This is a genomic window from Pseudoalteromonas luteoviolacea DSM 6061 (assembly GCF_001625655.1).
Taxonomy (GTDB): domain Bacteria; phylum Pseudomonadota; class Gammaproteobacteria; order Enterobacterales; family Alteromonadaceae; genus Pseudoalteromonas; species Pseudoalteromonas luteoviolacea.
The window spans coordinates 36875-55068 of record NZ_AUYB01000112.1 but is presented as its reverse complement, the minus strand read 5'-3'; the positions used below and the strand labels follow the sequence as shown (position 1 = coordinate 55068).

General features: G+C 42.8%; 15 protein-coding genes. 7 read left to right on the top strand and 8 right to left on the bottom strand.

What is annotated here, in order from left to right; translation table 11 throughout:
• Nucleotides 1–168: 168 nt before the first annotated feature.
• Complete coding sequence (locus tag N475_RS15815) at nucleotides 169–2538, top strand: TonB-dependent receptor (protein ID WP_063358484.1); 2370 nt, start codon at nucleotides 169–171, stop codon at nucleotides 2536–2538.
• A gap of 40 nt (nucleotides 2539–2578) precedes the next feature.
• Here the strand turns inward: N475_RS15815 and N475_RS15810 are convergent, their stop codons facing one another.
• From N475_RS15810 to N475_RS15790, 5 genes are all read right to left on the bottom strand, one after another.
• Nucleotides 2579–3265 (bottom strand): 4'-phosphopantetheinyl transferase family protein, encoded by a 687-nt coding sequence (locus tag N475_RS15810; RefSeq protein WP_063365566.1) that lies wholly within the window; start codon nucleotides 3263–3265, stop codon nucleotides 2579–2581.
• Between the two features lie 113 nt (nucleotides 3266–3378).
• Nucleotides 3379–3762: a hypothetical protein gene (locus tag N475_RS15805; RefSeq protein WP_063365565.1), complete on the bottom strand. Its 384-nt coding sequence runs from the start codon at nucleotides 3760–3762 to the stop codon at nucleotides 3379–3381.
• On the bottom strand, nucleotides 3755–5383 hold the full coding sequence (locus tag N475_RS15800) for a S41 family peptidase (protein ID WP_227008458.1): 1629 nt from the start codon (nucleotides 5381–5383) through the stop codon (nucleotides 3755–3757). Before N475_RS15800 ends, N475_RS15805 begins: the two co-directional genes overlap by 8 nt.
• Nucleotides 5384–5574: 191 nt before the next feature.
• Entirely contained in the window at nucleotides 5575–6204 is a 630-nt protein-coding gene (locus N475_RS15795) for an endonuclease (RefSeq protein WP_063365564.1), read from the bottom strand.
• Nucleotides 6205–6268: 64 nt separating this feature from the next.
• Entirely contained in the window at nucleotides 6269–6976 is a 708-nt protein-coding gene (locus N475_RS15790) for a hypothetical protein (protein ID WP_063358480.1), read from the bottom strand.
• Between the two features lie 189 nt (nucleotides 6977–7165).
• Between N475_RS15790 and N475_RS15785 the strand changes: the two genes are divergently transcribed.
• Both N475_RS15785 and N475_RS15780 read left to right on the top strand, forming a co-directional pair.
• Nucleotides 7166–7546, top strand: coding sequence for a hypothetical protein (locus N475_RS15785; protein ID WP_063358479.1), 381 nt, complete (start codon nucleotides 7166–7168; stop codon nucleotides 7544–7546).
• A 608-nt stretch (nucleotides 7547–8154) separates the two neighbouring features.
• On the top strand, nucleotides 8155–9348 hold the full coding sequence (locus tag N475_RS15780) for a DUF3103 family protein (RefSeq protein ID WP_063358478.1): 1194 nt from the start codon (nucleotides 8155–8157) through the stop codon (nucleotides 9346–9348).
• 180 nt (nucleotides 9349–9528) lie between these two features.
• Here the strand turns inward: N475_RS15780 and N475_RS15775 are convergent, their stop codons facing one another.
• A complete protein-coding gene (locus tag N475_RS15775; protein ID WP_063358477.1) occupies nucleotides 9529–11169 on the bottom strand; it encodes an endonuclease in 1641 nt (546 codons plus the stop codon).
• A gap of 269 nt (nucleotides 11170–11438) precedes the next feature.
• Here N475_RS15775 and N475_RS15770 point away from each other — a divergent pair, with 269 nt between their 5' ends.
• The 4 genes from N475_RS15770 to N475_RS15755 all read left to right on the top strand — a co-directional run bounded on the left by N475_RS15770 (nucleotide 11439) and on the right by N475_RS15755 (nucleotide 16505).
• Entirely contained in the window at nucleotides 11439–13256 is a 1818-nt protein-coding gene (locus N475_RS15770; protein ID WP_063358476.1) for an assimilatory sulfite reductase (NADPH) flavoprotein subunit, read from the top strand.
• Between the two features lie 54 nt (nucleotides 13257–13310).
• Complete coding sequence (cysI, locus tag N475_RS15765) at nucleotides 13311–15035, top strand: assimilatory sulfite reductase (NADPH) hemoprotein subunit (protein WP_063365563.1); 1725 nt, start codon at nucleotides 13311–13313, stop codon at nucleotides 15033–15035.
• Between the two features lie 36 nt (nucleotides 15036–15071).
• Nucleotides 15072–15812, top strand: coding sequence for a phosphoadenylyl-sulfate reductase (locus tag N475_RS15760; protein ID WP_063358474.1), 741 nt, complete (start codon nucleotides 15072–15074; stop codon nucleotides 15810–15812).
• Nucleotides 15813–15995: 183 nt separating this feature from the next.
• Complete coding sequence (locus N475_RS15755) at nucleotides 15996–16505, top strand: DUF4124 domain-containing protein (RefSeq protein ID WP_063358473.1); 510 nt, start codon at nucleotides 15996–15998, stop codon at nucleotides 16503–16505.
• Nucleotides 16506–16550: 45 nt separating this feature from the next.
• Here the strand turns inward: N475_RS15755 and N475_RS15750 are convergent, their stop codons facing one another.
• The gene (locus tag N475_RS15750) at nucleotides 16551–17657 is read right to left on the bottom strand and encodes an NAD(P)/FAD-dependent oxidoreductase (RefSeq protein ID WP_063365562.1); all 1107 of its coding nucleotides are present in this window, start codon (nucleotides 17655–17657) and stop codon (nucleotides 16551–16553) included.
• Nucleotides 17658–17741: 84 nt separating this feature from the next.
• Nucleotides 17742–18188, bottom strand: a complete 447-nt coding sequence (locus tag N475_RS15745) for a PaaI family thioesterase (protein WP_063358471.1) — start codon at nucleotides 18186–18188, stop codon at nucleotides 17742–17744.
• Between the last annotated feature and the right edge of the window lie 6 nt (nucleotides 18189–18194).

Here is an 18194-nt window from a genome sequence, read left to right as displayed (position 1 = left end):
TTTTATATCCTGCTTTACACCTTATTTATGTAACTTTTATTACTGAAATTTCGATCTTTTAAATAGAAAACAAATAAAAAGAAAATAAACGCTTTCTTAATTATGCAATTAATATGTACAATGATAATGATTATCATTGTTTATTAATTATTTTTTAAGGAGGATGCTGTGTCTGCATCATTAGGTCGACTAGGTCGTTTTTCTCCACTTTATTGCGGTGTTGCCTTAGCATTGAGCGCGCACAGTGGTGCTGCGCTGAGTGATGAACAGCAAGAGTTGGAAAAAATAGTTGTTACCGGGCAGAAGATCGATAGAAGTTTGCAAGAAACTCCCACCAGTGTTGCCGTAATTACAGCGGCTGCTATGGAGAAAGAGAACATTCAAGACTTTTACGATATTACTATGCGCACACCGAATGTAACGGGTGACGCTAGTACAGGTTATCGTATACGTGGTATCGACTCATATACGATTACTGGTGGTGGTAACGGTGGCCTAGCACGCATCTATGTGGATGGCGCTGCATTATCTGAAGATATGACCGCAGCTGGTGCATTCTCAACTTGGGATACACAGCAAGTTGAAGTATTACGTGGACCTCAGTCTACGCTACAAGGTCGCAGCGCACTAGCAGGTGCGGTGGTGGTTAAAACTCGTGAAGCGGAGCACACGCCTTCTGGTAAGGCCCGTGTTATCTTCGGTCAAAATGGTGAGCAACAGGCAGCAGTGGCATTTGGCGGTAGTTTAATCAAAGATGAGTTAGCGTTTCGCATTGCTGCAGAGCACAAGCAGCAAGATGGTGAAATCTACAATCCAGTGCTAAACAAAACCATGGATGACAAAGAAAGTGACTTTGTCCGTGTAAACTTGGCTTACACACCTTCAGCAATGACAGAGCTAACTGCTCGTTTAAGCTACACCAACTTCAGCAGCGAAAATGGAACCCTTTTTCAGTCAAATAGCTCTCCTGATCCAAAATATTCAACAGATGACCTATTCGCAAACCGCTATCTATTTATAAATACCGATGCATTTACAGAAAACGAGTCGGACCGCTGGGTATTGAATGTGGACTATGACTTGTCAGCACAATGGCAAGTTACGTATACCGGCTCATATAGCGACAGCAATTATACGCGTTTGAATGATAGTGACTTCGGCATTGCTAAGTCTGATGTATGGCAACAAACCAATGATGATAAGCGTCGTGGCCACGAACTGAAATTTACTTACTCAGGTGACAAGTTAAGCGGTATCTTTGGTGCTTTTGTTGCAAATGATGACCGCAACATGACTACCGATTCTCAAATTAGTTATGGGTTTGCAGAGACTGGCGTACGCGAGCAGCTTATTGCGCAGTTTACCCAACTTGGTTTACCTGCTGAGGCAATGGCTGATCAGGTGATTGGTATTTATCGTGCTGCCGGAGCTGATCCTGTACTAGTAAATGGCGCGACAAATCCGATCGAAGAAGTAGAAAACCAGGCGATTTTTGGTGATTTTGTATATCAAATTAATGACCAATGGTCTGTATTCGGCGGTGCGCGTTGGGATAAGGAAACGCGTGCTAATTCGTCAGTAGCGAGCCAGACGCTGGCACCAGAAACCACTTTGCCAGATCCACAAGGATTTGCACAAAATCCATTGATGGCTCAATTGATCACTGGGGTTAACCAACTGATTGTGGCCAACGCGCAGCGCGCTTCAGGTGTTCAGCCTAGAGCTGAGGAGTCATTTACAACCTTCTTACCAAAGATTGGCTCAACACTTCAGTTTAATGACGATATGTCTGTCAGCTTAAGTTATCAAAAAGGCTACCGTTCTGGTGGTTTAGGTGTGAATACGACGAGTAACGAAATTTATACCTATGATCCAGAGTACACACATAACTATGAGCTAAGTTTGCGCAGCACATGGCTTGATGAAACCTTAGTGTTTAATGCCAATGCATTCTATATAGACTGGCGTGATCAACAAGTGCGTGTTCAATTATCGGGTAACTTATTTGACTTGGAAGTTGTAAACGCAGGCAAGTCTGAAGTTAAAGGTTTCGAAACCAGCCTTGATTATGCTTGGTCTGACACTGTAAAAGTATTTGCTGGGTTAGGCTACGCAAAAACGGAAATCACAGCTTTTGAATTCAACCGTTCAGAAGTGGTAACTGGCGATGACTTCGTTGGCAGAGCATTCCCTAAAAGCCCAAATTGGACAGCGAATCTAGGTGTGGATTACGACTCCGGTACAGGTTGGTTAGCAAACATTAATGTGAACTATCAAGATGGCGCTAAGCAATTTGCTGCGCCAGTTTATCAATCGGTGGATGAGAATGGCGATCGTGTGCTAGACGATCCTGAAATTCCTGGCCGCACGATTGTAAATGCTCGTGTCGGTTATAAGCCTGCAGACTGGGGCGTTTTCTTAACGGTTGATAACTTGTTAGATCGTGAATACATTAATTCACAAGGTAGTCGTCGCTGGAATTACGTTGAACTTGGTCAGCAAAGGCAAGTGGCATTACAGCTAGAATACAGTTTCTAACTATCTAAAAAACGGTGCTTAGGCACCGTTTTTTAATGCTTTATCGTTTGAGATTTACGCATTCAGTCAACACCATATTTTGTACTGACTGGTAATACACCGTAATTTCGGTGCCCTTGGGTAAATCATCATGGAGTGTTTTCGTAAGAGAAAACTGTAATCGATACTCGTCGCATTTGATAAGTTGCGCTGCATCAAAGCCAAAGAAAGTTTGTACTTGTCCATACAGTGCTTTGTAGATACTCTCTTTCGCGGAAAATACGATCGTTAGCGGCTTTTGATGGTAAGTGCGAAGTAACTCAAAGGCATCATGCTCATCATCTCTCAATATTTGACTGCGTAGCTCCTGCTCTTGTTTTTCAGTCATATGATGCTCTATATCAATGCCAATACCTAACACATCAATGCTGTCACTCACCATCGCCATGGCGATGCCTTTGCTGTGTGTTATCGTACCTCGAATATTTTCAGGCCAAATAGGCGAACGATCTTCTGCACTATGAAGGGTAAAATTTGCGATGCCACATGACTTCATTGCGCGAGACGCGCATACTCTACCTGCCAAATATTCAGCTTTTCTTTTGGCGACAGCACGCTGCAACTTGCTTGGAAAAGGTTGACCAAAAAAAGCATAGTCTTCATCTTGATACTGGCTGACGTCAAATGCCATGCAATGGGATGAATAGGGTAACTTTGGGGTGAACGGTGATAAGTCGGTGATGTGCATGAATAACTCCTTGGCTTTGCCAAGGTAGTGTGTCTCATCCCCAATTAGGATGCAAGTTAGCTAATATAAACAAATGGTTAATTGTCTGAGAAGTGGCAATTAAGCCACTTAGGTTACTCGGGTCGATATTCAACACACTGAGCGTGTCGTAAAGGCACAAATTTATCGGCTTTGGAATAATAAAGCACGCACAAATTTTCCCTTAATTGCAATTCAAATGCGCTGATAGGGAGCTGTGATAAGTCCACAGTTAACATCGCTTGATCACTGGTAAGCTGGCCGCTGGTAATGATCAGCTGCGGCGAGTGTGTAAGCACGTTGTGTGCAAGAGTTGGGGGTTGGCCTCCCTTCAAGGTAACAACTGCTTGTTGCAACTCTAAAATTACCGAAGGAGATGTTGCACTCAAAACCGCCGGTAGCGGTTGAGAGTGATTACTACTGTGGCAAGCACTCACGAGGAGTGCCAGAAACACAGTTAAAAGCCTTGGTTTAGTCATGTTTAGGCTCTTGCATTGGCGTGAAAATAGCGCCATGTCTTAATGGGTGATAAGGCACATTAAAGTCGTTATGCATATCTTTTGAACCAGTATCTTGTATTGTTGCACGCGCTGCACGCTCAGTACTGACCGGGCAACTTCCGGTGGTCATATGGTGCAATGCACCAGCTAACAAGCCTTCAGATTGGTCACCTAATGCTTTACTAAAGTCATCTGATATCTGACAGCCAGGCACTTTTGCATCGAGACCTATTTCACCTATCAATTGTGTATCTGGCGTGATAATGAATCCGTCTTCATAGTCGCCAAACCCTTTGTTGTTTGCCGATTTATTTTGGATAGTATAGTACACAGTGCCGCAATTTTGCTGCGGTACAAAACCATAAGGTTTTCCACGGGTATCATCACCTATCAAAATCACTTCGATATCGATGCCGCGAAGGGCATTTATCACGCTTTCACTTGCTGAAGCAGTACCGCCGGTAGTAAGCATATATACGCGTTTCATATTTGCAGCAGGTAGCTTATCGTCATTGTATGTCAATGTACTCCAATTAATTGACTGGTCGACAAATCCAAGTGGCTCATTTTGTGAGCTTAATTTATCGTTGTGAGTTTTAACTGAAAAATTACGATTGTTATGCTGATCACCGGCAATCATATAAGCGACCTGTGATGCTTGAAATACCAATCCACCACCGTTATAGCGCATATCCAACACTAGCTCGTCTAGGTTATTAAACTGGCTGAAGCCACTAATAAGCCCGGGCTGCGCACTGGCGATAAATTGATTAAATTGCATGTAGCCAACACGCTTACCTTCAAAGTCAATCACCTGAGTATTGCGAACGGGCTCAAGCTCTAGGTCTAATGCGGTTAAGGAAACTTGCTTTTGCTCACCATTTTGAGCAAGCAATGTCAGTTCGACAGTTTGATCTTTGGCTGGAGAAAATGCACTGATAATTTGGCTATACTGCGCGCTATTATTGCTATTAAATGTTGCGAAGTCTAAATCACCCACTTTGAGTAGTCGATCACCGCGTTTTATGCCCGCTTGCGCTGCGGGTGAATTGGCAGTGATATAGGCAACATAGGCCATGCGAGATTGAGGTATCGTCCAAGTGATACCAAAACTAGCCGATACCCCGTCTTGAGACTCTTTTTTGAAATCTTCGTAGCTTTCACTAAAGTGGAATTCATCTTTATCTCGGCCACTTGCTGTTTTGAGTGGTGTTTTCAGTTGGGCAAAGTAGGCCGCAACAGAAGAAAATTGATTAGGATCATTGTCGATAATTTCATCATACCAAAGGTATGTTTCATTGCTGAATGAACGCAACCACATTTTTTCATGCATGGCTGTACCAGCAGCATCTGGGTAGGGTGTATTTTCAAATGGGTCGATGCCTGAGCGTGGAGATTCACATAAATTAGCAAACTGATTTGACGCAAGAAATTGACCTGCTTGCCAAGTCGGAGCGGTATTTTGCGGTGCTGGTGGAGTTACAACGTTATTGTTATTATTTGAGCTTGAGCCGCCACCTGAGGAGCCTCCACATCCAGCTAGCATTGTTGTCGTCATTGCTATGCCGATAGCAAGGTAGAGTTTGTTCATTAATCTCATATCCCGTTCCTATATGTTAAAGCACTGGCCGTTATAGAAAATAGACCCCATAAATCGAGATGTGCTTTCAATCTGTACTATTACTCTAAGTATTATGAGCCCAAATTATCAACTGTCGTGCAAGATTACAACGAAAATACGGGAGCTTGTTCCTATTTTGTTCGAATATAATTTTATTCATTTGAGAAGGTTCATTTATAATCATTTGCCCAAATCGTGAAGAGTTTTTGCTGTCGTTCACTGAGCTTGAGCCCATAGGTTTTTTGCATATAGAAATACGCGTTAGCAATTTTTTTTCGTGCGTAGTGAGGCGGTTCTATTACGCGTTGCTTAAAATCAATTTTGACTTCACATGCACCATGTTGATAGGAAGCATGGGGCAGTACGCCAAAGCGAAAGTTGCTGCGATCTGCATTGATTTCACCTATTGCTGGTGCAAGGTTATTGATATCCGTTTCCATTTGGCGAAACTTAGCACTCACTTTACGGCAGTTTTTCCGACCACCTTGTTGCCAACACTGTAATTGGTGGCCAAATTCCCAAGCGGGTACAATATGTTCCCACTCAATTCTTGTTGCTCGTATATTAGGTTTGCCACTGCGTGTAATGGGTTTTCTGGGTCGATAGCCACAGGCAGTTGGATCTGGAACAAGTTTCTTACCCTGTTTTTTAATCTCACAGCCGCAATATAAAGTTGTATCGTGTGGCGCGATTTGACGCGTTAAGTATTTTTTTGCTTTGTAAAAGCTATCAAATGATTGGGCGTGACCACCGGTTGTAAAAATCAGTAGTATCACGCCCAAAGGTAAAACGTTGAACATGCCTCTCACCTAGGGTGGACTTCAGGACTATGTTCATCATAACGAAATTCAAGTGCGGGTGTGATTAATTACGTTGAATGCGTCTGCGCCGCCATGGCGGTGATTGCATGAGCAAAATCATGCCCGAAATACAAAACAATACACTTGTCGCGGAAAAAGAGATTAGCAACGGGTTATTGAAATCGTCTCGTTCATCGTAGTCCATGATGTGCAGCATCCAGAAAAAATCGAATATGCGCCATAGTGTACTGCGCACAGTGATGACTTGACCGCTGATAGCATCCAAATAAATAGTGGTATTTACCCAGTCGGCATAGACAACACGCCAAATGTGTCTGCGATACTGTACTTCTCGGGGTCCTTCTTCAAGATGTTCAATGCTCGCTTGTGGTGCGCTACCCAAGTAGTGAGCTTTTGCTTGTTGGCTAATTTGAGCTTCAGTTGGCGCTGGTATAGGAAGACCATACTTACCATCAAAATATATGGTTTTATCGGCACTGACTTTGATAACGGGTTGGTCGAGAAAGTGGGTGTATTCTATTTTTTGTAAATTGGCAATATCTGCAATTATTTTATCCAAGCTCGCAGTGTAATCTGTTGTATTGAATGGGTTTACTAGCTGTCTTTGAGCAAGGTGTTTACCATGGACCATGTCTAATGGAATAGCACTCATGACAAGGCCGCCTAGCAACCAAGCAAAGATCTGCAGTGCGAGCAAATAGCCAAGGTATTTGTGGACTTTTCTGGCTGGCTTTAGGGTTGTTTTATTCATTACTCTGTTTTTTGGTCAAAATTGCTGATAGCTTATTGAAATTAACGTAAAATCCAAGGTGACAAATTGTCGCACCCAAAAGTATGATTTTTGGGTGGGGTTTACGCTCACAAAATGATAGTTTGTTGTAGATAAGTTGAACAATTAGCGGGCTTAGGTCCAATCACAAAGCAAGGTAACGCATTCGCAATGTCAGAAATCCAATTTTTAAATGTCGATTTAGAGTTAGAGTCCAAACACGACATCTCCGCTTTGGTTGAGGATCTAAAGCGTAACGCTGTAGTACTGCACTATGACAAAGATGACTATAGAGAGCTGGCCAGAATTGAGTCAAGTGCTGAAGTTACAAGTCCCAATAAAGCAATAAATCACTTGTGTGAATTAATCGAGTCCTGTTCTAAGGCGGCTTTAAAGCAGTGGTTAGGGTGCAAAAAGCGTACGTTTGATATTGGGTTTACATCAGGTACTTCTCCTAAATGCTATTCTCAGGCCATTGATGTGGATACGCTGTTGCGTATATCTGCTATAGGTGCAGGAATTGAAATCACACTTTATCCCATAGAAAAGTAACTTTTCAAAACTCGCAATATTGCTGTTGGTGGTATTTGTTATTTAACCAACAGCTTCTTTAAAAGATCATTTCACCTATTATTACTTCTCTATTTTTTGAGTTTTTACTTAGAATTCGGAGCTTATTTACATTTATTTTCATTTAAAACCCAAAATAGGTAAAATGTTGAGGTTAATTTAATTATTTAAATTACCTGAATAGGCTTCGTTATTCGTTTAGTAAGGCGAGTATTCGATTGACAAATTGCCATTTATAACTACCGCATTTAAGTGACATTAAGGGTTATCTATCTGATTGTTATTTATGTTTTTTAGTTATTACTATGTGATATAAAGCGATATTCAATGGAAGTCTAAAAATTGGGCACGTTTAACAGTGTAAACATTCGACAATTCATATTATTGTTATAATTAATTATCCCATTTTTTGTAAAGTTTACCACTAAATCTATAAATATCATTACGATAGCGTCGATATTAATTTTTTCATGTTAATCTGTTATTAATATCTTGATAAATCTATTGTGCTGTTTTATCGTGTTTATGCACACATAAGTTGTTTATCTTAGGGTAAATAAAAAACACACGGATTATTTCAAGGAAATGTTATGAATAGGTTACTTAAGTTTGCGGCACTGAACTCAGTGCTGATGTTAGCCAGTACTACGGCGTTTGCGAGCCAATTAGAGCAATCATCGAGAGCAAATATCTCAACTCATACTGAGTTGCAATCGATAGACAGATTTAACACTCAAAACATGCAAGTGGCAGACATCAAAAGAGTCGTAGCTAAAACTGTGGCAGCACAGCTAAGCGCCAAACAAGCAAATTGGTTAAATCGGTTGGATAGCGCGAATAAGTTAAGTTTTGCTGAATTAGACTTACCTACTGCAAGTGCACAATTGAGTGTACAAGCCAGTGAGCAAACTCGACAGCTGAAAGGGCTCTCTAGTGATGGCCAAAATGTTTATCAGTTGCGCCTAGCTGATGATGCAATGTTGTCGCAATGGGAAAATGGCCAAGTACCTTTAGTTGCTTTTGCACCACGCGGTGAGGATACGCAATGGATCCATGTTGAGGCATTTGATGCAAATGGCGAGCTGCATTTACTCGATGCACAGCAAATGCCCACCAGGCCAGTCTTGGTTGTTGAGCTAGATAAGCAACTTGTTCACCGTGAAGGTGTTGAGGTAATGCGCAAGGTGTTCAACCAAGGTCGCGAGCGCATTGCAAGTGGCGGTTTTCAGTCGAGCTCTGAATTTGGTGTACAGCAAGCCGCGCCTATCTCAACGTCGGTCATTAGTCGTATTCGTTTGAATGACGACAAAGAACCATGGATCTCAGGTGCTGCAGAGGTCTATGCAGTCGTCAATGGTGTTAGCCCAACACGAGATGAGCCCGCTTTAGATGTAGTGGATCTACCATACCTAGACCATGATGGACAAGATTACACGCCTAATCAGATCCTGATTCACTGGGAAAGGTATCGCTGGCAGGCGGCTGATGTTCTGTTGATGGAACATGATGACAATACAAATTATCAAGAGCTGGCATCTACTTTCCTTAATATCGTAACGCAAGTGATGAGACTGATCCCTGATCCAAATGTCCAAGGTTATGCCATTATTCCGCAATTAACGAACGAGTTAATCAAGGCAATGCCAAGTCACTGGTTTACTAATGATGATGACTATGTAGATGTATTTTATACGTTATTTGAAAATCGCCAATACAACAACCTGATGGGGGCGAGCAATAACGCGAAAATGACTTTATCTCCCTTAACGATAGAGCCAAGGTAAGTACACTTGTAAATCGCGGCGGTGGTGGAATATCAAAACGGTTTACAGGATAGGAAGAAGGTTAGCTTACCTTTATTAAACACTCACGTAGACTCTGCGCTGAGTATGTTACGCGGCCTAATGGATTAGGCCGCTTTTTTCTTTTCACCTGAGTGAAACCTACTCAGGGATTAAACAAAGTTACCAAATTTTGTCGACAAATTCTGGGTGGTCAACGTACGGATTACGGTTACCTTGGAATTCAAACGCCGCTTGGTTACGAGCGCGCTCTACATCATCGACTGGATCTTGCTGATGCCAGCGTTTAAGTAAAGCGACAACCCAAGGCTCAAATACGACGTTTGTGGTGCCGTTCAAAACATCATTACCGTAACTTGATTTGTTCTGCCAGCCTGCAACAACATTTTCATAGCGAGTTGCCATATAGAAATAAATGCGAGCAATATCTCCTTTAAACTGATCAATAGGTTCAAAAACAGTTCCAGAGTAATTGATGCCACTAGCGCTGCCAAGCTTACTGCCATTGCTCGAGGTATAGCTAGCGCTGCCAACCTCTCCAAACGGGTAGCTGTTGCGCTTCGCATTGACAAAACCGTCTGACGCAAAGATATGATGCACATCTGAATTCATTGGCTCTATCTTGCCGCCAAACCAACTTTTTGGAAATGAATGTTCGCGATTGTAGCAGTCACCTTCTACACGGTAGCTACCGCACTGGTCACCTACTGCTGTGAAGTTTACTGAATCAGCTGTGGTCGGTTTTTCAGAATATCTGTCGAGTACAGTATTGTCTTTTTCAAAGTAATTATCGCGTTCGTACTGGTCTATGAATGACCACAGCGCGCTGTAACCGCGATTGTTGTGATCTTTGATGATGGTATGCAATTGGGACTTGAGAGTAAAACCAGTCAGACCTGCCGCAGATGCATAATAACCCGTTGGATCTTGGCCTCCACCACCATCACCGCCGTCACTGCCCAGTGTAAATTGTTTTTGCTCTTGATTGGTAAATTGGCCACCAGCAGCTAGAACTTGACCGTTAAAGGTCAACTCATAACTACCATTACCCTGCGAGCAGCAAATACCATCGCCATAGCTATCGGAAATCACGAATGTGTAGGTGTCATCAGCTAAACACATTGATTCAGTATAGGTGGTGGTATTTGCATATCCGCTACCGCGGTTGATCACTTGCCCTTGTTGGTTTTTCAATTCCCAACTGGTTTCGCTGGCGTAGTTATCGGTGATGAGTTTGAATTGAACTGAGTTTTGCTGGCATTGCGGGGGAGGAGGTGGCGGTGGAGTGGTAGTTGAGTCACTGGGGGTAAAGTGATCAACATAAACAATTTCTGAGCCATCAAATCCGCTTGTATCATAAAATCGCAGGCCTACTTCGATATCTTTACTGCTACTCGCGGTATATTGATAGCTGAGTTGTTGCCATTGTCCCGTTTGATTTTCGTTTGAATAACCACGGTAACCATCAACGTACAACCTTGCTTTCACATTCCCTTCAGTGTGATAAACCCAAGTACTGAAAGTGTAGTTTTGTCCACCTATAACGGAAATAGTCTGACGCAAGTCTGTATTCCCCTGTGTAGCGGTCTTGACGACGACTTCAGCAGCGCTTTGACCATCTTTAAGGGGGGAGCCTACTTGATTTATTGTAATTCCAGTGTCAATAGTAGACCAATTGCTCGGTGTGTTTTGTTGCCAATTCTCGAAGCTACCATTACTGACGTTTGCACTTACTATAGGAACAAATAATCCAATTAAAACAGTAGTATTTAAGCTGTTCCTGTATTTGTTACTGTGTTTCATTTTTTTCTCTTATTGTTTCGTGTATGGAAATTAAGGTCAGATAATGTACTTTACAGTTATTAAAATGTTAAATAACTTTTGATCAAAAAATGATCGAGATGTTTAATCTGTTTTATTTGGAGTTTTTTTCTTTTCATAACTAAAAGGAATAACAAAGCAGATACTGTTCTTTTTTTTGTTAGATAGGAACAGTATCCTGCATGCTATTAAATGACCTGCACAGTCAGGTGCGATAGCAAGTAAACGAAATGGGTTACGGGGAATAATCAATGTTGTTAAGTCAACTGAGTGCTGCGGCAAGTCCGCTTTCACAAGAACAACTGCAAAAGTTACAAGGGTTGGTGGCTGAGCTAAATCCAATTCAACAAGCTTGGGTGAGTGGTTACTTGGCTGCAAATGCCAATACTGCGGCGCTCGGTGGCATAATTGGAGAGGCGGCTGCACCTGCACAAGAAGCGGCACCACTTACTATTTTATTTGGTTCGCAAACAGGTAACGCAAAAGGCGTTGCTGCACAGCTGGAAGCGCAAGCGAAGGCTCGCGGGTTAACAGCCAAATTGGTTAACATGGCTGATTATAAGCCGAGCAACTTGAAGAAAGAAAAATTCATCGCGGTTGCGGTATCTACATATGGTGAAGGTGAGCCACCAGAAGATGCAGAAAATCTGCATGAGTTCTTAGTTGGTAAAAAAGCGCCTAAATTAGATGGGGTAAAAATTGCCGTACTTGGACTTGGTGATTCAAGCTATGAGTTTTTCTGTCAAACCGCCATTGATTTTGAAGAGCGTTTACAAAAGCTAGGCGCTGAAAGTGTGGTTGCACGTGCTGATTTAGATGTTGATTATGAAGAGCAGGCAGAAACTTGGATTGCTTCGGCACTGGATGCATTCGAGCCAGAGTTAAAGGCACAGCAAAGTGCAGGTGGAGCAAATGTAGTTAGTGCACCTTTTGGGGCGCCACAAGCGGCACACAGTCAGTACACCAAGCAAAACCCATTTACTGCTGAAATCTCTTCCGCGGTTAAAATTACAGGTCGTGATTCGACCAAAGATGTACGCCACATCGAAATCGATTTAGACGGATCTGATATCAGTTATCAGCCAGGTGATGCGTTAGGTGTGTACTTCTTAAATGATGAAGCGTTAGTTGATGATGTATTAGGTGCTTTAAATATCGCACCTGCAACAGAAGTTAAGCTGGGCGATGATACCCTAACTGTCCGTGATGCACTGATTGAAAAGCTTGAGTTAACACAGTCTTATCCAGGTTTTGTTGAGAAGTATGCAGCGGCTACTGGGAATGAGGAACTTGCTCAGCTAATTACTGATAAAGCAGCTTTACGTGAGTATTTGGAAGCGCGTCAGATATTTGATGTGATTAGACAAAATCCAAGTGATATTGATGCGCAAACACTTGTAGAGTGCTGCCGTAAAATCCAAGCACGTTTGTATTCAATTGCTTCAAGTCAGGCGGAAGTGGAAGAAGAAGTTCACTTGACTGTTGGCCTGGTTGAGTTCGAAGCGTTTGGTGAGCAACATTATGGTGGTTGCTCGGGCTTCTTGGCACATCGCGTTGAAGAAGGCACAAAAGTAAAAGTATTCAGTGAACACAATGACAACTTCCGTTTGCCAACTGACGATAACACGCCAGTGATTATGGTTGGTCCAGGTACAGGTATCGCGCCATTCAGAGCATTTTTGCAAGAGCGTGATGCGCGTGAAGCGGAAGGTGAAAACTGGTTGTTCTTTGGCAACCCACACTTTACACAAGATTTCTTATACCAAGTAGAAGTTCAAGGGTATGTGAAGTCTGGACTGCTGAATCGTGTTGATTTGGCATTTAGTCGGGACCAGGCAGAGAAAATTTACGTCCAAGATCGTATTCGTGAGAAGGGCGCAGAGGTTTTTGCTTGGTTAGAGAAGGGTGCACATTTCTACGTTTGTGGTGATGCCACGCGTATGGCTAAAGATGTGCACCAGGCACTGTTGGACATTGTTAAGACCCATGGCGGGAAAGACGATGAGCAGGCCGAGCAATATTTAAAAGAGCTGCGTAGTGCTAACCGTTATCAAAAAGACGTCTACTAATAGACGTCGTAACGCACTTATTTACCGTCACAGCATACGAATTTAGGAACAACAATGAGCAACCAAGACTACAAGCCAAATAGTAAGCACGATCCCGCTGCTAAATTTGCTGACAATGAGCGATTAAAAACAGAGAGTCAGCACTTACGTGGCACCATTGAAACAGATTTAGGTGACCAACTAACAGGTGGTTTTACCAAAGATAATTTTCAGCTGATCCGTTTCCACGGAATGTATCAGCAAGATGACCGCGATATTCGTGCAGAGCGTGCTAAGCAAAAACTTGAGCCGCTGCACAATGTCATGTTACGTGCACGTATGCCTGGCGGTATTATCAAGCCAGAGCAGTGGCTAGCGATTGATAAATTTGCTGAAGACAAAACCTCTTACGGCAGTATCCGCCTGACAACTCGCCAAACGTTCCAGTTTCATGGTGTGTTAAAGCCACATATCAAAGAAATGCACTTAACTTTGCATGATGTGGGGATCGACTCAATTGCGACGGCTGGTGACGTAAACCGAAACGTGTTGTGTACCACTAATCCAGTAGAGTCAGAATTACATCAAGAAGCCTATGAGTGGGCAGCTAAAATCTCTGAGCATTTACTACCAAAGACGCGTGCTTATTTAGAAATTTGGCTGAATGGCGAGCGTAAAGATTCAACCGACTTAGAGCCGATTTTAGGTTCTACTTACCTACCGCGTAAGTTTAAAACGACTGTAACTATTCCTCCAAATAACGAAGTGGATGTCCATGCAAATGACTTGAACTTTGTCGCAATAGCTGAAGAAGGTAAGTTAGTTGGTTTTAATGTTCTAGTTGGTGGTGGTCTGGCTATGACGCACGGTGATGTGAATACCTATCCGCGTCGTGCCGATGACTTTGGTTTTATTCCGCTAGAGCACACCTTAGCTGTGGCAGAGCACGTTGTAAGTGTACAGCGTGACTGGGGTAACCGTGTTAATCGTAAAAACGCTAAGACCAAATATACATTAGATGCGTTTGGTATTGATGCTTTCAAAGAAGAAGTCGAAAACCGTGCAGGTGTTAAATTTGCGCCAAGTCGTCCATTCGAATTTACACACCGTGGCGATCGTTTCGGTTGGGTTGAAGGCATTGATGGTAAGCACCACTTAACACTATTCTTGCAAAGTGGTCGTATCCTTGATTATCCAGATAAACCGCTAAAAACAGGCTGTCGCAAGATTGCAGAAATCCACAAAGGTGATTTCCGTATGACAGCGAACCAAAACCTTATCATTGCAGGTGTTGCAGAAGAAGACAAAGCACAGATTGAGCAAATTGCTCGTGAGCATGGTCTGATTGATGACACCCACACTGAGCAGAGAAAGAGCTCTATGGCGTGTGTTGCAATGCCAACATGTCCGCTAGCAATGGCTGAAGCAGAACGTTATTTACCTGACTTAGTTGAGAAAACAGAAGCGTTACTTGCTAAGCATGAAGTTCCAAACGATGACATCATCCTGCGCGTTGTTGGTTGTCCAAATGGCTGTGGCCGTGCAATGTTGGCTGAAGTAGGTTTAGTTGGTAAAGGTCCTGGGAAGTACAACGTATACCTTGGTGGTAATCGCGAAGGTACCCGAGTACCTAAGTTGTACCTTGAAAATGTGGGCGAAGAAACTTACCTACCTGCGCTGGACGAATTAATTGGTCAATGGGCCGCTGAGCGTAATGAACAAGAGTGTTTTGGCGATTTTGTTATTCGTAAAGGCATTGTTGCTGAAGTGAAAGTTTCAAAAACGGATTTCCACGCTTAATTGATGGGCGCTATGCGCCCGATAATAGGACAAGCTATGAGCGAATTTAAGCAAATATTGACGTTAGATAAAGCGACACAACAAGCAATGCTTGCTGATGCTAACGGCATGTTGGCACAAAAAAGTGTCGAAGAGCGTGTTGCTTGGGCGCTAGAAAACTTACCTGATACCCATATGCTGTCGTCCAGCTTTGGTATTCAGGCTGCGGTGATGTTGCATTTGGTATCACAGCAAAAGAGCGATATTCCTGTGGTTTTAACTGACACCGGTTACCTATTCCCTGAGACGTATCGATTTATCGATGAATTGACAGAAAGGTTGCAGTTAAATTTAAAAGTTTTTCGTAGCGACTATAGCCCTGCTTGGCAAGAAGCAAAATATGGCAAGCTTTGGGAGCAAGGTGAAGAAGGAATTAAAAAGTATAATACGCTTAACAAGGTAGAACCGATGACACGTGCTTTAAAAGAGCTTGGCGTCGGTACATGGTTTAGCGGGTTACGCAGACAGCAGTCTTCATCACGTGCTGACAAGCAAATATTAGAGATCAGTCGTGGCAGCGTAAAAGTGTATCCGATAATTGAGTGGAATAACCGCGATGTATATCAATACCTGACTAAACATGACTTACCTTATCATCCTTTGTGGGAGCAAGGTTATGTGTCTATGGGGGACGTCCACACAACTCGTAAGCTTGAACCTGGTATGACTGAAGAAGAAACTCGTTTCTTTGGTTTGAACCGAGAGTGTGGTCTACACATTGATGGTGATGGAATCTAAAGCTTTATAGTTTAAGTTCAAATTTCTATGAAAACAGTCGCTTATTACAGCGGCTGTTTTTTTGTCTAAAGAAGGTGAATTATTGCAATTTTGAATTGATAATTTTCTACTCAATTGTCAAACTCTAGCATAAGAAGACGCTATACTATAAAAGTGTGGCCTCAAGAAACAGGGAGTGCCGAAATGAAATATTCAAGTTACCTGATGATAATGATTATGCTGATTGGGCTAGGGTCATTATTTGTGATCAAACGTCCCGATGGCAAACCTTGGCTTAGCGTAGATATGATCTTTGGAGAAGCACAGCAACAAGCAAGCACGCTGTTAGATAAATCCAAGCAAGAGCTCAATAATGTTGTGGACTCAGCTAAAAAAGTCCTCAATGATGAGGAAACTGCAACCTCTCAAACAACCATATATAAGTGGCAAGATGCCAAGGGGAATTGGCATTATTCTGATAGACCAAATACAAGGGTAAATAGTCAAGTACATACACTAGACCCCACCAAAATCACGATTATGGCTGCTGAAAATACGGAAATACTAGAAAAGCTAGGTCAAGAAAAAGGCCAAGCAGATGGGAAAATTGATGTGGATAACATGAAGCCAACGGATGTGAAAAAATTAGTTAAAGATGCTCAGAATTTACAAAAGCTAATGGATGAACGAGCCAAAACATTGGAAGATATCTAACACAGTGTTGAAAAACATTAGAAGGGCTGCTTTAGCAGCCCTTTTTTAATTCGGCTCAGTGGTGAGCAGTGCTTCAACAGCCTTGGCAATTTCTAAACTGGCTGTGAGGCCGGGTGACTCGATACCAAATAAGTTGATCAGACCAGCAAGTCCATGGTGGCTAAATCCCTCAATTTGGAAATCTTGTTGACCTTGGCGCTGCGTTTTTGGACGAATACCGGCATAGTCTACTTGCAGACGTTGCTTATCGACATTTGGCCAATAGCGTTTAATTGCTTGGTAAAACGTTTCTAACGCGGTCTCATCAGTATCATAATTCAATTCATCAATAAACCGCGTATCCGGACCAAAGCGCAGTCGCCCAGCTAAATCTAACGTCGCATGGATACCTAAACCATGCTCTTCTGGTATCGGATAAATTAAATGCTTAAATGGGTGGTTCCCTTGGTAACTGAAATACTGACCTCGGCAATAGTGAGTCGGTGGGATATGGCTATGTTGCAATCCTTCAATCAAAGTAGCATTGTGCTGAGCAAATAGCCCTCCTGCGTTGACCAAATGGCGACAGCTCAATTTAAATGGGGTGCCATCACAATCTAGTTGTACATCAAAGCCATGCGCTGTTGGGTTCGCCCCAACAAACTGAGTGCAGGGTACATATTGCCCTTGATTGCTTTCCAATTGACCAAGTAATGACAGCATAAATTGATGGCTATCCACAATACCTGTTGAGGGGGAGTACAATCCTGCAACAGCATTAATTTGCGGCGCTTTTTGCTCCAATTGCGATTTGCTTAGCCAGAATAAATCATCTACGCCATTACTTTGAGCCTGTTTAAGGAGTGAGGCGAGTTTCTCTTCTTCTTGCGAATTTTGGGCGGTGATCACTTTGCCGATTTTGGCAAAAGGGACTGAAAACTCAGTGCAGTGCGTGTACAACTGCGCTTTCCCTTCTACACAAGTACGAGCTTTTAAGCTGTCGCTAGGATAGTAAATGCCGGCATGAATGACTTCGCTATTTCTGCTACTGGTATGCTCGCCAAAGTGGTGCCCCTGTTCAATCAGCACGACTTCATTGTGTTTACTGAGTCTTGCTGCAATGGCCAGCCCTATGACGCCAGCGCCGATTACGATTGTGTCGACTTGTTCCATTGTATTTTCATTCCTGCACAGGGGGTTATTGATTGTCTCTTTGTTAAACGATTGTCGCTATCAGTGCCTTTGCATGAGTAGGGCTTATTTTACTGCGCGTTCAATAACTGCTGCGGTCATTCTTGAGACGCAACATAGCTCGCCTTTGGCATTTGTGACCTTGACCTCCCAAACGGAAGTTCGTTTTCCCAGATGAAGCGGCTTCGCTACAGCCGTTAATACACCATTACGTGAGGCTTTTAAATGATTGGCGTTGATTTCTTGTCCCACACAATAATAACGCTCAAAGTCTACAACGAAATTAGCAGCATAACTTGCGACTGTCTCCGCTAGTGCAACATTAGCGCCACCGTGAACCATACCTATGGGGTTGTGGTGGTGTGGCGTTGCTGGCATTGTCGCTGCAAGAAAATCGTCGCCAATTTCACTTATCTCAATGCCAAGCGTGGCCATCAAGGAGCCTTTGCCATGGAGTCCTTGATCTAAGGATTGGCACAGTGCCTTGGTAACAGGTCTAAACCAAATACTCATGTTTGT

What these genes read in the sequence shown, in the direction of transcription:
- N475_RS15775 (WP_063358477.1), bottom strand. Translation starts at nt 11,169, where the DNA reads ATGAAACACAGTAACAAATACAGGAACAGCTTAAATACTACTGTTTTA.
- N475_RS15745 (WP_063358471.1), bottom strand. Translation starts at nt 18,188, where the DNA reads ATGAGTATTTGGTTTAGACCTGTTACCAAGGCACTGTGCCAATCCTTA.
- N475_RS15805 (WP_063365565.1), bottom strand. Translation starts at nt 3,762, where the DNA reads ATGACTAAACCAAGGCTTTTAACTGTGTTTCTGGCACTCCTCGTGAGT.
- N475_RS15770 (WP_063358476.1), top strand. Translation starts at nt 11,439, where the DNA reads ATGTTGTTAAGTCAACTGAGTGCTGCGGCAAGTCCGCTTTCACAAGAA.
- N475_RS15750 (WP_063365562.1), bottom strand. Translation starts at nt 17,657, where the DNA reads ATGGAACAAGTCGACACAATCGTAATCGGCGCTGGCGTCATAGGGCTG.
- N475_RS15810 (WP_063365566.1), bottom strand. Translation starts at nt 3,265, where the DNA reads ATGCACATCACCGACTTATCACCGTTCACCCCAAAGTTACCCTATTCA.
- cysI (WP_063365563.1), top strand. Translation starts at nt 13,311, where the DNA reads ATGAGCAACCAAGACTACAAGCCAAATAGTAAGCACGATCCCGCTGCT.
- N475_RS15790 (WP_063358480.1), bottom strand. Translation starts at nt 6,976, where the DNA reads ATGAATAAAACAACCCTAAAGCCAGCCAGAAAAGTCCACAAATACCTT.
- N475_RS15785 (WP_063358479.1), top strand. Translation starts at nt 7,166, where the DNA reads ATGTCAGAAATCCAATTTTTAAATGTCGATTTAGAGTTAGAGTCCAAA.
- N475_RS15795 (WP_063365564.1), bottom strand. Translation starts at nt 6,204, where the DNA reads ATGTTCAACGTTTTACCTTTGGGCGTGATACTACTGATTTTTACAACC.
- N475_RS15780 (WP_063358478.1), top strand. Translation starts at nt 8,155, where the DNA reads ATGAATAGGTTACTTAAGTTTGCGGCACTGAACTCAGTGCTGATGTTA.
- N475_RS15800 (WP_227008458.1), bottom strand. Translation starts at nt 5,383, where the DNA reads ATGAGATTAATGAACAAACTCTACCTTGCTATCGGCATAGCAATGACG.
- N475_RS15760 (WP_063358474.1), top strand. Translation starts at nt 15,072, where the DNA reads ATGAGCGAATTTAAGCAAATATTGACGTTAGATAAAGCGACACAACAA.
- N475_RS15755 (WP_063358473.1), top strand. Translation starts at nt 15,996, where the DNA reads ATGAAATATTCAAGTTACCTGATGATAATGATTATGCTGATTGGGCTA.